12 protein-coding genes are annotated in these 15,056 nt (G+C 42.8%); 6 read left to right on the top strand and 6 right to left on the bottom strand.

The features are described from left to right. Positions 1-629 (bottom strand): IS110 family transposase (locus R7Q09_RS23000; RefSeq protein ID WP_318143699.1); only part of this gene is annotated, 629 nt, incomplete at its 3' end. A 1,231-nt stretch (positions 630-1,860) separates the two neighbouring features. Between R7Q09_RS23000 and R7Q09_RS22995 the strand changes: the two genes are divergently transcribed. Together R7Q09_RS22995 and R7Q09_RS22990 are read left to right on the top strand one after the other, a co-directional pair. Next, positions 1,861-4,209 carry an ATP-binding protein gene (locus tag R7Q09_RS22995; RefSeq protein ID WP_276454911.1) on the top strand — a complete coding sequence of 783 codons (2,349 nt, stop codon included), beginning with the start codon at positions 1,861-1,863 and terminating at the stop codon, positions 4,207-4,209. Positions 4,210-4,298: 89 nt separating this feature from the next. Then, a complete protein-coding gene (locus tag R7Q09_RS22990) occupies positions 4,299-4,781 on the top strand; it encodes a hypothetical protein (RefSeq protein ID WP_052175283.1) in 483 nt (160 codons plus the stop codon). A gap of 58 nt (positions 4,782-4,839) precedes the next feature. Here the strand turns inward: R7Q09_RS22990 and R7Q09_RS22985 are convergent, their stop codons facing one another. The 5 genes from R7Q09_RS22985 to R7Q09_RS22965 form a co-directional block, all read right to left on the bottom strand. Next, on the bottom strand, positions 4,840-5,550 hold the full coding sequence (locus R7Q09_RS22985; RefSeq protein WP_042763524.1) for a response regulator transcription factor: 711 nt from the start codon (positions 5,548-5,550) through the stop codon (positions 4,840-4,842). 943 nt (positions 5,551-6,493) lie between these two features. Then, complete coding sequence (locus R7Q09_RS22980) at positions 6,494-6,985, bottom strand: TIGR00645 family protein (RefSeq protein WP_318070840.1); 492 nt, start codon at positions 6,983-6,985, stop codon at positions 6,494-6,496. Between the two features lie 392 nt (positions 6,986-7,377). Then, positions 7,378-7,674 carry a PAAR domain-containing protein gene (locus R7Q09_RS22975; RefSeq protein ID WP_276454914.1) on the bottom strand — a complete coding sequence of 99 codons (297 nt, stop codon included), beginning with the start codon at positions 7,672-7,674 and terminating at the stop codon, positions 7,378-7,380. Positions 7,675-7,682: 8 nt separating this feature from the next. Continuing rightward, a complete protein-coding gene (locus R7Q09_RS22970; protein WP_276454916.1) occupies positions 7,683-8,246 on the bottom strand; it encodes a DUF6931 family protein in 564 nt (187 codons plus the stop codon). After that, positions 8,246-10,237, bottom strand: a complete 1,992-nt coding sequence (locus tag R7Q09_RS22965; RefSeq protein WP_318070841.1) for a type VI secretion system Vgr family protein — start codon at positions 10,235-10,237, stop codon at positions 8,246-8,248. The genes R7Q09_RS22970 and R7Q09_RS22965 overlap by 1 nt, the downstream gene beginning before the upstream one ends. Before the next feature lie 804 nt (positions 10,238-11,041). Here R7Q09_RS22965 and R7Q09_RS22960 point away from each other — a divergent pair. The 4 genes from R7Q09_RS22960 (at position 11,042) to tssC (ending at position 15,037) form a co-directional block, all read left to right on the top strand. After that, positions 11,042-12,427, top strand: a complete 1,386-nt coding sequence (locus R7Q09_RS22960; protein ID WP_318070842.1) for an ImpA family type VI secretion system protein — start codon at positions 11,042-11,044, stop codon at positions 12,425-12,427. Positions 12,428-12,458: 31 nt separating this feature from the next. Continuing rightward, positions 12,459-12,977 carry an Hcp family type VI secretion system effector gene (locus R7Q09_RS22955; RefSeq protein WP_276454922.1) on the top strand — a complete coding sequence of 173 codons (519 nt, stop codon included), beginning with the start codon at positions 12,459-12,461 and terminating at the stop codon, positions 12,975-12,977. Positions 12,978-13,046: 69 nt separating this feature from the next. Next, positions 13,047-13,556, top strand: coding sequence for a type VI secretion system contractile sheath small subunit (gene tssB / locus R7Q09_RS22950; RefSeq protein WP_318070843.1), 510 nt, complete (start codon positions 13,047-13,049; stop codon positions 13,554-13,556). Continuing rightward, entirely contained in the window at positions 13,556-15,037 is a 1,482-nt protein-coding gene (gene tssC, locus R7Q09_RS22945; protein WP_318070844.1) for a type VI secretion system contractile sheath large subunit, read from the top strand. The genes tssB and tssC overlap by 1 nt, the downstream gene beginning before the upstream one ends. The last annotated feature ends 19 nt before the right edge of the window (positions 15,038-15,056 follow it).

Genomic DNA, 15,056 nt, shown 5'->3' with positions numbered 1-15,056 from the left:
GGATTTTGCTGACTCAACATGGTGACACTTTGGGTCATTTCATCTATTTCTTCGCTAAGGCTGACAAAGTCACAGTATAAAGTTTGCAGTAAGTTCCTCATTACTGGGGAAAGATCATTCTCTGCATCTTCAAGAGCTATCGGTAAATGACTTCGCAAAGCTTTAATAGACAAAGGGAAAACCACTCCGTATTCAGCGGCGAGTCCTCTGATCTGGTTCGACAAGGCAGTTCTGTTCTCCACTAAGCGTTTACGGACACTGCGTATTGCTTTGAGGTCTTGTTGTTCAACAGACTTAACAGGAACAAAATGAATATCAGGCCTAGAAAATGCTTCGCAAATTGCTCTCGCATCATTAGCATCGTTCTTTTGTCGCCCAACAAATGGCTTTACGTGCTGAGCTGGGATAAGAGCTACGCTATGTCCCAGCTCTTGAAATATTCTGCCCCAATGATGCGAAGTTGCGCATGATTCCATCGCAATAGACGTTTTCTCTGGTAATTGACGGACTGTATCAAGAAGCTTGTCACGCTTTACCTTTCGGTTTGACAAGATTTGTCCATCAGAACTCAACACGCATACTTGAAAGAGGTTTTTGGCTATATCGATACCGACAACTTTAATAGACATGATGATTACTCCTGCTCTTACTGGTTGCACCATTAGTTTGGTACAACGGTGCTAGAAGGGAGGTGCGTCCATCACATCAAAGCCATATCGATGCCGAAAATTCTAATAGGCATGTTCGTTAGTTCTATTCGCATTAATTATACCATTAGTTTAGTAAAGCCATGTTAGAAGGGGGCATTTCGAACACGTTAAAGCCAGCCCGTAAGCTTTCTGGTTTTGAAAATAAACAATTAATACTTTGTATGGATGGGGGGAGGGCATAATCTGAGTGGTTCAATCAAGAGCGTATTGTTATCCATCTTACAATCACACAAAGAAATTAAGAATTTTCTGATTAAAAAAATTAGGAATTTCAATATATTTAATGAAATGATATGCAAATTGAACTTTTAAATTATTCTTGTTTTATTGGTATAGTATGTGGCCAAATTTTCTAAAATCTTTAAATGGATTTTTGCCAGTGACAAGAATAATTGTTGGGTATTTTAAAGAATAAATAAAGGTGTTTTAATGTGTCAGCATAATTTTTATTATCAAAAGCGGAAAAGAACTTTTTTTCAAAAGTTATTCGGTGTCAAAGAGGTTTATGTTTGTACTAATTGTGGTTTTTTACTAAAAGTAAGATGAACTTTATATTAATTTCTAGGTATGATTAATGAACGATGACAGTTACAAGATAAACATACTATTGGAGCCGTATTGGGCAGAGGTTAATGTTAAAATAAAAAAGGCACGATACCTAAGTGAACTTATAAAAAGAAAGCATCGGGTAATCCGGATTACTAACGGTTTGTCATTCAAGGTTGACGGTGGTCACCTATCTGAACATCGATATAATAGAATAAACATACGTAATTAACTCTATAAGTTGATTTTTATTAGATGTCTCTATAATTTAAATTGTTAACTTTGGACTGTTTAAAAATCATTTAATATATTATGGGTTTAAATTTACTTCCTGTTTTTATAATAGAGCTCTCTAAAGATAGAAGGGTTTTATTAATTCAATATGCATCTGAAGACTCGAAAAGGTCCAGTTCCGACGTCTTTGGTGAGTGGAAAGTTTATCTAGAGGAAAAGACGTAATAAATGCTTAAATAAATCTTTTTAGGTGTAATTCTATCCTCTTAGATGAAAGTTTAGTTAAAGTTGATTGTTGTAGCTTGTTGATCTTTATATTAAGCTCTACCTACTTCTCTTGCAGTACTACTTTTTATGAGACTGATAAAACATGTATACGACGATCTCTAAGTTTCTCTTACTGATGTTCTTATTTTTTCAAGCCGGTATCTCTTTCGCGACTCCAGACTTGAATAAAGAGAAAAGACCATTGTTTGAGTTGAATTCTGAGGAAAAGCGATGGATCGAGTTGAACCCAATAGTCACGTACGCTTTTCCAAGTAGCTGGCCTGTAGACTTTACTCAGAATAATGAACATGTTGGTTTGTCGAGAGACTACCTTGATGTGATATCTGAACTTACTGGTATCACATTTATTGCAATTTCTTCAGATAATACTGATTCTCAACAGGTTGATTTAATCTCAGCTGCTTCTCACAGATTAACTGAAACTGACGATAGATGGTTGTTAACAGTTCCATACATAAATGTTACTTCAGCGATAGTTTCACAACGCAATACACCCACAATTTATTCTATTCAGCAACTGTACGGCCATAAAGTTGGGATTCTAGAAAACAGCTTTTATGAGAGATTGATATCTGAACGTCATCCGAAAATAACATTAGTTAGATATGAAAATGCTTTGAAAGCAATAGAAGCTGTCAATAAAAGAGAAGTGTATGCTGCTATTGGAACAGAGCTTACTATGCGCCCTCTGTTACAGAGATACTTTCCGTCTGAACTTTCTATAACAGGCGCCCTAGAAAGTTCATCTTCTGGAATTAGTATGGCAGTTATTAGTTCAAAACCTAAATTGCTCTCGATCATCAATAAGTCTCTACAGTCTCTAACTGCTGAGCAAACACAAGGTATTTTTGAACGTTGGGGGTACTCGCTTAAACTTGGTGTTCCTCCAGTTTCTTCCATTCTTTATTATTACAAAGATGAATTTATTGTTTTTGGTATTTTTACATTAATATTACTTGTTGCATTTTATCAAGTGTGGATAAGTAGAAGGCGTGCTCGAGCTAGTGAGCGTGATAAGGCCCGTTTTTTAGCTGTCATGAGTCATGAAATACGAACGCCTCTAAATGCACTTATGGCTTCATTAGAGTTATTGAAAAAATCTAAAAGTCAAAAGGAAGAGACAGACTATTTAAATTTAGCATGTAATTCAGCACATAATTTAATGGATTTGTTAAATGATATATTAGATTATTCTCGTTTAGATTCAAAACAAATGATTATCCATAAGGAGCTTGTGGAGTTTAAACCTTTGTTGCACTCCATCTATGAAACTCATAGGGCTTCTGCTGTTAATAAAGGGTTAGCTCTTTCAATTGAAGATAGTGGAATATCGGATGGGTTCTGTACAGTTATAGATTCGCAACGCACAAGGCAAATTCTACACAATTTGGTATCAAACGCTATTAAATTTTCAGAGTCAGGTGAAGTTAAGATTATTGCAGAGGTTCAATTACAGCCTCATTTGAACTCTAAACTTATGGTACATGTTATAGATGAAGGCATTGGAATCGATAAGGAGGCTCAAGCAAGGCTATTCAAAGCATGGCAACAAGTCGGTCGATTAGGTAATAATCGGCAAGGGGGTAGCGGCTTAGGATTGTACATATCCAGTCAGTTTGCTCAGTTGATGGGAGGAGAGTTGTCTATAAGGAGCGAGATAGGGGAAGGAACTTGTGTATCTTTGTCATTACCTCTAGAAGTTAAAAGCTTTTCAAATGACTTTCCATCTAAGGCTTATCCAAAACAAGTAACCTTCAATGAAGAAACATCGGTTCTCATTGTAGAAGATCACCCAATTAATCAAAGATTGATGCGTGAACAGCTACAGAGCTTGGGGTGCCATGTTGAGACTGCAGACTGCGGTGAGGACGCTATTAAGCTTATTGAAGATGAAAACTACTACAGTGTGATATTACTTGATTGCCATTTACCTGGTTGTTCGGGATATGACGTCTCTCGCTTTATTCGTAAACACGAAGAGCGCTATGATCTCGTTCGTACACCTATTATCGCCATCTCAGCAATGAGTGAAAAAGAGCATATTGCAAGGTGCTATGAATCAGGAATGGATGATTTACTTTGTAAACCTATTCAAACAGAAAGTCTAATTACAATATTGAACAAGTGGAGCTTTGATAATATAGAACAAAGCACTACTAAAAATTTGGAAGTATATAATCTCTCCGACAATGAACGTATTCATCTAAGAGCTGATTTGAAATCATTAGAGATAGCGTTCAAAAATGGAGATGTTAAACATCAACTCTACTATGCGCACAGAATACATGGTGTTGCACTTATGCTTGAAATGGGGGAGCTAACTAAACTTACTTCACAACTGGAGAATAAACTAAGAAATGGTTCCTTTTTCTCTTCTGAATCTGGTCAGGCAATTTGCGCTGAACTAAAAAGGCACATAAATAGTAATTAAGAATTTTCCTATTAATTTTTGGCTGATAGCTTACTAAGCTGATGCGATTGACCGAAAACAATGATCAGTTAGAGAGTAGGAGGCCTTAGGTGATAAGGAAAAACATAAAAAACACACTAGCAATAATGATAACTTTACCGTCTACATTATTTTTTGTACCTCTTGATTCGCAAGCCCAAAACAAAGCCGCCTATGAAGTTAATCTAACAAATCGAGCTGAAGATATAGTAGGTTCATTTAGATACGAAAGTTCTGGAGAAGGGGGAGCTACTCCTGCTCCTAAGTACAGCATAGACAAACCTAAGCATAGTTACTTTACAGTCGATTCTTTTGATGTCTACAGCAGTTTAAGCGGCATGAGGCGAGTACACGCTTTAGTCAGAAACGAATCAGGGAGTGGTGTATTTCTAAAACCAGAGCATGTAAAGGCCTATTTAGGAGATGGGACTTATGTTAGCCCTACAAAAGTTTATCAAGATGGCCCCTTCTATCAAGGAGAGACTAAGTTAGTTACTATGGACTTTGGGAAGCAACAGTTCCCTATTATGGGGTTGTTGACAAGGTCGTATTGAACTGAAACTTCAGAATGAACTAAATTATGAGTAAGTTTCTAATTTTCTGGTTTTAATCTTAAAGACTGCCTTCATTTTTTAAAAAAAGCTTGTGAAGTTCACTATCACAGTTCACGCCTAGTTTTTTCATAGCATTTACTTTCTGAGTGCTTATGGTTTTTATACTTCTAGAAAATTTGCTAGCTATTTCAGAAACACTCATTCCAGAAATTAGGCATCGTATTACCTCTCTTTCTCTTGTCGTTAGCTTAATTTTAGAGACAATATCTTGTATGCTATCTTCATTGTAGGAAGATGAAGAAATGGAGGTTTTGCTTGCAATACCTTTTTGTAGTGCTAGTTGATCTGCTATATCTGATTCTAGGTAAATTTTGCCTTTACTTACAGTTTTAATTGCTTTGATTAGGTCCCCTAAGCTTTGTTGTTTACCCACGAAGCCTTTAGCACCTGCCTGAAGTGTTATACCTACCGTCCCGATATTAAAATGTGATGACATAACGATGATACTAATACTTGGGTATTTTCTTTTTATCGTTCTAATTAGGTTTACACCATCGTTTTCATTTGGCATTAACTCGTAGTCTGTCACCAAAACATCAGGTAATGGACGTTTATGCTGTAGAGTCAGCAGCAAATCGCTACTTTTAGTATGTACGGATAATATGTTAAATTGGTCTTCCTTTGACAAGAATGAGTTAATGCTCTGCAGTACGAGTTCGTGGTCATCAAGCAGTATAATATTTATGTTTTTGTAAGTTGAATTTTTCATTACAGCCTTTGGGAACGTATCGAATCGGTTATCGACACAACCATATAATGTAAAGTAACTATTGTCTATACCGTGCTCACAACTACTGCTCTGTCAGTTGTATAGCGCCCCCAGCTAAAGTGGAGGGCGGAAAGCGGTCAGTTTGAAAAATATTTTCAATTTGTTAAAACGCCTTTTAGTCTTGTAAATGCAAGAGCCAAAAAGTTGAAAGGGTTCGTAATAGGGGATAAAAGAGCTGAGCACTCATGCGCTGGAACTGTAAATGTACCCCTGTTAACGCCAGTTAATATCCGCATGTTTTGGAAACTCCGTCCCAAATGAGCGTTTCAGGCTTTATGGGGTATTGAGAAGATAAAGTAACTGTGATTTGGGAGTTTGAAATCTGAATATCGGAGTCGAGAGTTTTTGTGCCGAGGGGGCCTATGTAGATACCGTCGATAAGAATATGGCTAATATAACAAATCACATAAAATAAGAGATAAGGCTGTAAGTCCCATACAAAATATCAGGCAGTGATCCGCCAGCTAAGGCGTTGCTGGCAGGAAGGCGTTATAGGAGCATATGAAAAACCTCCGGCGATGCGGAGAGTGTTTGTAGTGCCGTCGAAGTTTTGTTTTATAAAGATGCGCTCTACATTAGTAGTACCAAATACTACAATTCGGACAACATATCTAATCTACTATCAGTTCATATATTTGCCTTCGACTATTGGCCGTAAGACGGGCGTACTGCGCCGGGCGTATCTTTATCAACCCCAAAGATGATTGAACTAACCTTTGTCATGTGGTTTCCAATCAGTGACATTGTAACAAGTTTTAGCCATTCAACTAAGCCACTTAGCCTAGTCATAGCCGATAAGATGACAAGTTACTAAACTAGTTCAATCGTATTATGCTGGAGAACAACCTTTGACAACCCAAGTAACCAATATCACTTTAGTTGTTTATTTTCCCTTTGTTAGCTTATCTAAATAGCCCATTGCGAATGCCGAAAGCACAAATGTAATATGAATCAATAAGTACCATTGGATCTTATCGTTAGGGATACTTTCAGCGTTCATAAACACTTTTAGTAGATGGATCGAAGAAATTGCAACAATCGATGCGGCTACTTTGTTTTTCAAAGAACCTGTATCTAATGTTCCTAACCACCCTAGCTTATCGCTGTTTTCGTCAATATCTAGCTTCGATATGAAGTTTTCATAGCCTGAAAACATCACCATAACAATGAGGCCCCCGACTAATGCAATATCTATCAGTGTTAAAGTGGTTAAAATGACATTGTTCCCCGATATGTCAAGTATTTGGGGAATCATTGTCAGAGTAATTTGAAAAAATTTAACACTGAGAGCTAGGAGGACTAGGCTAAGCCCAAGATACACAGGAGCCATGAGCCAACGAGAGGAGTAGAGTATTTTTTCTAGCAGTTTTTCCATATTCGAGTAGTTTTTTATATACTGTTAAACTTTAAACAAGCTTTGTAGTGCTTGTCTGTTTTAATTTTCATTTGATAATCTGAACGATTATATATCGTTCAACGCTAAGAATTTAGTACTAATTTATATTATAGTTTCCCTAATGCTAGTGATCTAATTCAATTTTATCTTAATTAGTGATATAAGTAAAAAATAATTATCGCATAGATTAATTAAATGGTTGGCAAACAACTAGTCTTTGTGGCCGAAATCGTATGAACTAAATCAGAACCTTACGATCAGTACGGCATTGTTTCCTAAACTAGGGAACTAAATCATTAACCTATGATCTGCTTATCAGTAACTTTCCCTCACTCAAAGGAGCCTTCCGGCTCCTTTGGTTTGTGTCCTCTTCATCCACCAATCAATACTGTTGGCAAGCCCATAACGATCGTGCCGCCGTGGGTGGTAAGATCGCCCATGCGTGCGGCGGGTTTGTTGTTGATCAGTACCGTGGCGCTGCCTTTGACTACGCTGTCTAGTGGGCCGACGCACATGCACATTTGACCCATGGTGGCCGCGGGTAGGTTGCCAATCAATACAGTGGTGGGGAGGGGTAATAACGGGCCACCGACGTGCGGGATGGGGACGGGCGCCGGGGTTTGCATTGGGCACATATGCATGTCGGTGGCACGGGCTGCGGGTAACATAAAAGCTCCTAGTTTTCGCCGTTTCCGCCAGCGGCGATGTTCAGGCCTATGTCGATAAAATCGCGGTAGCGCTGTTTGGCGTTTTCACTGTCAGGTAAGACGGCGCTGAGGTTGATACTGCCGGCCACTGCCTGCGCGTAAAGGTAAGGCGGAGGTGGCACTATGGGATCATCGGGTTTGATCATGCTGCCGCCACTCCAAAATGCCGATTGCGCGGCCCAGCCAGCGCCGGACTCCAGCCCGGCCAGATCGGCCATTTGTTCAGCGTGACGACGGCTGGTCTCGTCCGGGGCATGCACCCAAGCTTTCGCCGCGCGAACTGCATTGGCTTCGTGTTCATTCCAGTGACTGCGCGCAGCGGCGCAGCAGGCGGCCCACCATACGGCTTCCCTAACCGGCATGGCGTGGGCGAGAAATGTGACTGCGTCCGCAAACATTTCCTGCTCCATCGCGGCGTTAAGCAAATCTGTGGGAGAGCACTCATTGGCGGCCAATTGAATAAACTGCGTATTTGGCAAATAAAATTCAATGATGTCCCTGGCGTGTTGATATGGAATTTTGCGTAAAGTCATTAGTTTACCTTTGTTATCGCTCCCTGTATTTGCACCATGGCGCCGGCTTTAACCTGCGTCATAGCGCTGCCATTTACCGTCACGAGTGCGGCTTTTACATCGGCTTTTGCTTGTCCTTCGATGTTGACCATTGCCGCCTTCATTTCGGCTTTTGCTTGTCCATAAATCGCTACCTGCGGAGCGTCAATCTTGATGCCACTGGCACTAATCTCAATTTTGCTGGCCCCGACTTTGAACTCAATTTTGCTTTTCCCGATCAGCGATATCGTACTGCCGTCGACGGTGACCGACGATTTGGCCGATAACGCCATGTTGGCTGCTGCCGATAGGTTGAGATCTTTGCCGCTGTCTCCAGTCCAGTCTTCCTTACTTTTGACGGTGATGGTTTTGTCTCCCTCAACCTGAATGGCTTCTTTGGCATTCAGGGCCACCGTTTTGTCGACTCGTGTGCGTTTCGCTCCTTTGATCGTAGTCTGATTATCGTTGTTAACCTCTATCAACATATCTTTTTCCGCATGGAGAAAGATATGTTCGTTGTCTTTCTGATCCTCAAAGCGCAGTTCATTGCCTTGTTTACTGCTGCCTTTCGGGGTTGAGCGGGTTTTCAGGCCACTTTGAGTAGCTGCGCTATAAGGCACTTCGTTTTTGGTGTTGTAGAGCGAGCCCACAACCACCGGGCGATCGGGATCGCCGTCTATGTACTGCACCAATACTTCGTCGCCGATACGTGGAGTGAACTGAGCGCCAAACCCTTTGCTGGCCACCCCTTGTGATACAGGCAGCCAACATGAGCTGTTTTCGTCACGTTTGCCGTGTTTGTCCCAGTGGAACTGGACTTTGATTCGTCCGGCTTTATCGCGATAGATTTCTTCACCGCTGGGCCCGGTCACGGAGGCAGTATGGACACTATTCACTTTGGGCTTATCCTGAACCTGAGGGCTATAGGTGACTGAAACCGGAATGCAATGGAACTGGTTACGATACACCGGCGATGTGCCACCTTCGTCGGTGGAAACGTGATGAGTCAGTTGGGTAACAACGTACTCCTGATTCATCGAACTGAGCGGGTGTTGATGGAGACGGAAGGTAAAGCCACAGGCCAGCGCTGCAATACTGGAACTGGCTTTGGAGACCGATTTGACTGCATCCAGTGCGTCCATCTGGCGTTTGGCGGCATCGCGTGCTTCGTTTTTGTTGTTTAGCCCCAGACCAAACCAGTGTTGCGCCAGCGCCGGTGGGCAATTGTCAAACGCGCTTTTACGCTCGCCGCTTTCAAACACTTCTGCCAGTTCCTGAGTGTGGTCCGCCAACGACACTTTGGCGCTGCCAATGTGTGTAGCATAGCTCCAGTTACTGAGTGCTCGATGCGCAGCCTGGCAACCGTCCTGGTAGTACAGTTTGGGTTCAGGTATTGGTTCAAATCTTTGGTTAGAGTCGGCGATCATCACCGACGGCTTACCCGAGTCATGACGGACATGAAAATGCCAGCCCTCGCTGGCGAGTAGGCGTCGGACAAACTGCTGATCAGTTTCATCCAGTTGGACGCAATAGTCATGTTTTTTGCCACCGCCTGATACTGAAAAAGAAAAATAGTTTTTAAGGTTGCTTTCGCCAAGTAACGTATTCAGAATCTGTTTAGTTGTCATATTCTGGAAGATCTTTCGGTCACGTCGATAGGCCAGCAACGCCAGAGGATCGGCGGCTTCAATCTGATAGAAGTAGAGCTGCTTTTCCTGGCTGAAACCGGTGAATTCAATCGAGATACACAAACCAGACAAGGTCCGTGTTTCAAACGACTGTTCAAGTGAGATTGACACACTCTTACCGAGGTTGCTTTCGTTGATTACTGCGTTCGAGGCCACAGACAATGAAAAACGGCACCCTTCAGAAACTGCTTCTTCTCCCGTTAAATGGGTAACAACGTATTTTTTATTGTCCGCGAGTTTAGCCGTCAGCGGGCGACTTTTGTCTAGCAATTCACTGCTGGTCATAATTTCTCATTTCCTGTAAGAAAAATGTGTTTTTGCCTTATAAAAAACACTTCAACATAAAAGTAAACGTATTGATAAACAATTAGATCAATAAGTGTCCGGAGAAAGTCAGGGAAAAAATTCAAAGTGCATTTATAGTTAATTTATTGTTTGTCCGTCTGGAATTCAAGTCATAAAAAGAGTTTTATCTATAATCTATTTAATTGAATACGGTTCTAATGTAATCAATGTACCTATAGTTATAGTGAAGTAAATAGTTATAGTGGAGTAAATCATCTAAATTAACTGTATAATAATACTTGTCCTTTATTAATAATTTCAAACCAATATGTCCATGAAATATTAGAGTTATTTTTGTGACTTAAAAACAACGTTAATGTCCTAAAAGTCACCTAAATGTGGCGTTAATGTCCCTTTTAAAGATTGAGTGTCCGTATAAAATTAGATTTAAGTGGTAGTCAAGAGCTTTCTTAAAATAAAAAATCAAGTTTAATAAAATTAATTTTCTGTACTCGGGTCTCTCGGGTCTGATAACTTAAGATTATTCTAATGTACTTGTAGTGCTATTCTATATCGATAAATTATAAAATTTTTATATTAAATTTAATTGTTGATATATAAGTTAATAAATTTAAAACCATTTATATATTCGTGTAAAAGATAAATATAAAAGTTGATACGCATAAAACGATAAGATGTGAAGTTGAAAATCACAGCTTCAGGGGTTTATTGCTCAAACTTTGAATGGGAATTGTCTATCAAATTCACCGCGCAGATTGATAACAAAAATTACGCAGGTAAAGCATGCCGTTTTTAAAACAAAAAATTGAACAACTTGTGGTTCCAATTACTCCTGATGCTGTGTGCGGACGCTATCTCAAGCTTGATAAGAGTGCGTTTCGTCCATTGAGAAATGAATTCAATGTGGCACAAACGGCTTTGCGTAAATTGAGCCAGAACCCCTGTGAAGATGAGCTTGAAGATCTGCAAAAAGCATGTCGGGCGTGCTGGCAAACCTTGGCTGAGAGTTTGTTGAATCAGTTTGAGACCACCACACGTGATATTGAGTTGATAGCCTGGTTTATTGCCGCACAAATCTTACTAGATTCGTCACTAAACAGCGCTGCCAACGTGTTGCAATGGCTGGCCGAGTTGGCAGAGCAACACTGGTCTGAGCTTCATCCGGTGTTGCCTGACGAGAAACTCAAATCGACTGAGCCAGATCAGCAACAGCGTGAGCAGGTCGATGCCAAAGTGAAAGCTTTTTTCCAGCTCAATGGCGACAGCGAAGAAAGTTCGATTGTGTACGCGCCCTTATTACAACAAGTGTTGGTGGGCAATGTTTCGTTTTATGACTATCAAAGCGCAGAGCGCAAAGGCGAAGTCAACCAGCTTAAAGCTCAGGTGTCAGCCATGGCGGTGCAGCAACGAACGGAAATACAACAGCGGATGGACAACACCGTGCGCTGTATTGAACAGGTTGAGCGTCTCGCTGCTGTGGTCAGCCAGCACACCCAAAATGTGGGCGTGAGCATGGCTAACTTTGGGTTCGTCAAAGCGCTGTTTCAGCGTCTGGAGCACGCACTCCATCAACTGACCGGGGTGAAGCCGACGCTAAAAACGACGTCTGCACCGACGGCCGTGACCTCAGAACAGCCTGAAAACAGAGTGCCGAGTGGGGCTGATGATGACTTACCGCCTTGCCAAGCCGCAAAAAGTTATGTTGCTTCCGGCGCCCCGCTGAATCTCTGTACTGGAAATCTCGCTCAGCTCGCCATCACCAATAATATGAACCGCGACCTGGCATTTCATCTTCTGCGCGAAGTCTCCGATTATTTTCGCCAGAGCGAGCCGCACAGCCCGGTGTCTTTCCTGCTTGAGAAAGCGATACGTTGGGGGTATTTGCCTCTGCCGGAATTGTTGCAGGAGATGATGGCGGAGCAGGGCGGTGACACGTTAAGCAAAATTTTTAATGCCGCCGGGCTGAATCATCTCGACCAGGTCAAGTTACCGGACGTAGAGATGCCAGCCGTCGACATTGAAAACACTTCGGTACCCGAAAAGGCTCCTCTCGTTACTGAGTCGATGAGTATTGAAGAGCATGTATCACAGACTTCCACTGCTGATACCCAATCACAACAACAAAGTGAAAGTCACGAACCTGCGGGCTCGACAGCCCTGCGTTGGTAAGTGCACATCCTACTTATAAGGAAGAACAAATATGGCAAGTATTTACATGCGTATTGATGGCGTTGACGTAAAAGGTGGCGCAACGGTTGAAGGTCTGGAAGGTAACGGATGGTTCGCTATCTCTTCATACTCGTGGGGCGGCGTTCGCAACGTAGCAATGGACATCGGCAATGGTAACAACGCGGATTCCGGCATGGTAGCAATGAGCGAAGTGAACCTGTCTAAACAGGTGGATGGCGCGTCTGAAGATCTGCTGTCTTTCCTGTTTAACCCAGGGAAAGAAGGTAAAACAGTGGAGATAGCATTCACCAAGCCAGAATCGGACGGTTCAGGTGCAAAGCTTTACTTCCAGGTGAAACTGACCAATGCACGTCTGGTTTCTTACAACGTGAGTGGCAGTGACGGTACGCAGCCTTACGAGAGCATCTCTCTTTCTTACGTAGAGATTTCTCAGAAACACAACTACGAGCTGGAAGGCGGTGAGATCAAAGATGGTGGCATCGTGACCTACAACCTGCCACAAGGCAAGTTGTTGTCAGGATCCAAATAATATTCGCCGAAGCTCCATTTCAGATGGAGCTTCTTCTCCCCGATGCTAATTCTTAACTAGGACACCGTTATGGCATTGAATTCACAACATAAACGCGTCAGCAAAAGCCGCGTAAGCATTACTTACGATGTTGAGGCGAATGGTACAGTCGAGACTAAAGAACTGCCGTTCGTGGTCGGCGTGATCGGTGACTTTTCCGGCCACAAACCAGAATCGGAAAAAGTGGATCTTGAAGAGCGTGAGTTTACCGGTATCGACAAAGACAATTTTGATACTGTAATGGAGACTATCCACCCACGTCTTTATTACAACGTTGATAACAAACTGGCCAACGATGACAGCCAGTTTGAAGTGAATTTGAGCTTCCGCTCGATGAAAGATTTCTACCCGGAGAATCTGGTTGAACAGATTGATCCGCTGAAACAACTGGTTGAAACACGTAACCAACTGAAAGTACTGTTGAGCAAAGCGGATCGCTCGCGTGATCTGGAACGTTTGCTTAAGGAAGTGCTGCAAAATGCGGATGCCATCCAAGGGCTTGCGCAGGAATTGGGTCTGGAAAAAGAGGGAGCGGAATAATGGCTGTTGAACTACAAACCGACACGCAGAGCTTGGCGGAAGCTGAAACGTCACTGAGTTTTCTGGATCGGGCGATCTCAGCTACGGCGCAAACGCCGGTGGACACCACCAAAGAACTGCTGAGCATTCTGACATCGCAGGTGATGGAAGGCACAGTGACTTGGGATAAAAACCTCACTTTGACGATTGAAAAAGCCATCAACGCGCTGGATGTAAAGATCTCAAAGCAGCTGTCTTCAGTGATGCAAAATAACGACTTTCAGAAACTGGAAGGTACTTGGTTAGGTCTGCAGAAACTGGTAAAGAATAGCGAACTTGGTCCGGATCTGAAGATCAAGCTGGTCGATTACACCAAAGAGGAGCTGTTGGAGCAGTTCGAAGACGCGCCTGCGATCGATCGTAGCCGCTTTTTCACCATGGTGTATCAGGAGGAGTTTGGCACTGCGGGCGGGCAACCATACGGTGCACTGCTGGGTGACTACGAGTTTGGCTACGGTGACGAAGATGTGGCGCTTCTACGTTACATGGCCGAGGTGGCATCAGCTTCTCACGCGCCATTCATTGCCGCGGCGAATGCCAGCATGTTTGATTTTAACTCGTTTGACACGTTTGCCGACGGTAAACCTGTTGCGGCGGGTTTCGACTCCCCGGCTTACGCCAGTTGGAATGCTTTCCGCTCCAGTGATGACTCGCGCTATGTAGCATTGACGCTGCCAAAAACCATGGCTCGCCTACCGTACGGCGCAGCGACGGTGCCAGTAAAATCGTTCGACTTTGAAGAGCTGAAAACCCGTGAAAATGGCCAGAAAATTGTCATATCTGACAGCGACTTTGTCTGGAGCAATGCGGCGTATGACTTCGGTCTGCTGCTAACTCAGGCGTACACTCAGTATGGCTGGTGTACCGCGATTCGCGGCACAGAAAACGGCGGTAAAGTCGAAAATCTGCCAAATTTTACCTACTACTCTGACGCGGGTGATTTTCTGCAGCAGTGTCCGACGCAGGTCAACCTGACCGATGAGCGTGAGAAAGAGCTCAGCGATCTAGGCTTCTTGCCGTTGGTACACTACAAAAACACCAACTATGCAGTGTTCATGGGTGCACAGACCACACAGAAACCGAAAACATACGCCGACGCGGATGCGACGGCGAACGCGGCGATTTCTGCCCGTCTGCCATACACCATGGCCAGCAGCCGTATCGCTCAATACCTCAAAGTGATGGGGCGTGATCGTATTGGCTCGAACCTGGATCCAAACGATGTTGAGAAAGATCTCAACACTTGGATTCATCAATACGTGAACCCGAATGCCATCGGTAATGAAGCCAAAGCGCGTCATCCGCTGGTGGAAGCCAAGGTCACGGTGGAAGAGCAGGCTGGTCGTCCGGGAGCCTACTCAGCAGTGGCTTACCTGCGTCCATGGTTACAAATGGAAGAGCTGACTACCTCATTGCGTATGGTAGCCAATATTCCGGGTTAATCCTACTCGGAGGATATCT

The organism is Vibrio sp. 2130-1, assembly GCF_033339515.1.
This window is presented reverse-complemented; position numbering and strand designations above follow the sequence as displayed.

Bases quoted from the DNA above. Each gene is read 5' to 3' on its own strand.
- R7Q09_RS22995 (WP_276454911.1), top strand. From the start codon at position 1,861: ATGTATACGACGATCTCTAAGTTTCTCTTACTGATGTTCTTATTTTTT.
- R7Q09_RS22975 (WP_276454914.1), bottom strand. From the start codon at position 7,674: ATGTTACCCGCAGCCCGTGCCACCGACATGCATATGTGCCCAATGCAA.
- R7Q09_RS22970 (WP_276454916.1), bottom strand. From the start codon at position 8,246: ATGACTTTACGCAAAATTCCATATCAACACGCCAGGGACATCATTGAA.
- tssC (WP_318070844.1), top strand. From the start codon at position 13,556: ATGGCTGTTGAACTACAAACCGACACGCAGAGCTTGGCGGAAGCTGAA.
- R7Q09_RS22955 (WP_276454922.1), top strand. From the start codon at position 12,459: ATGGCAAGTATTTACATGCGTATTGATGGCGTTGACGTAAAAGGTGGC.
- tssB (WP_318070843.1), top strand. From the start codon at position 13,047: ATGGCATTGAATTCACAACATAAACGCGTCAGCAAAAGCCGCGTAAGC.
- R7Q09_RS22965 (WP_318070841.1), bottom strand. From the start codon at position 10,237: ATGACCAGCAGTGAATTGCTAGACAAAAGTCGCCCGCTGACGGCTAAA.
- R7Q09_RS22960 (WP_318070842.1), top strand. From the start codon at position 11,042: ATGCCGTTTTTAAAACAAAAAATTGAACAACTTGTGGTTCCAATTACT.
- R7Q09_RS22985 (WP_042763524.1), bottom strand. From the start codon at position 5,550: ATGAAAAATTCAACTTACAAAAACATAAATATTATACTGCTTGATGAC.
- R7Q09_RS22980 (WP_318070840.1), bottom strand. From the start codon at position 6,985: ATGGAAAAACTGCTAGAAAAAATACTCTACTCCTCTCGTTGGCTCATG.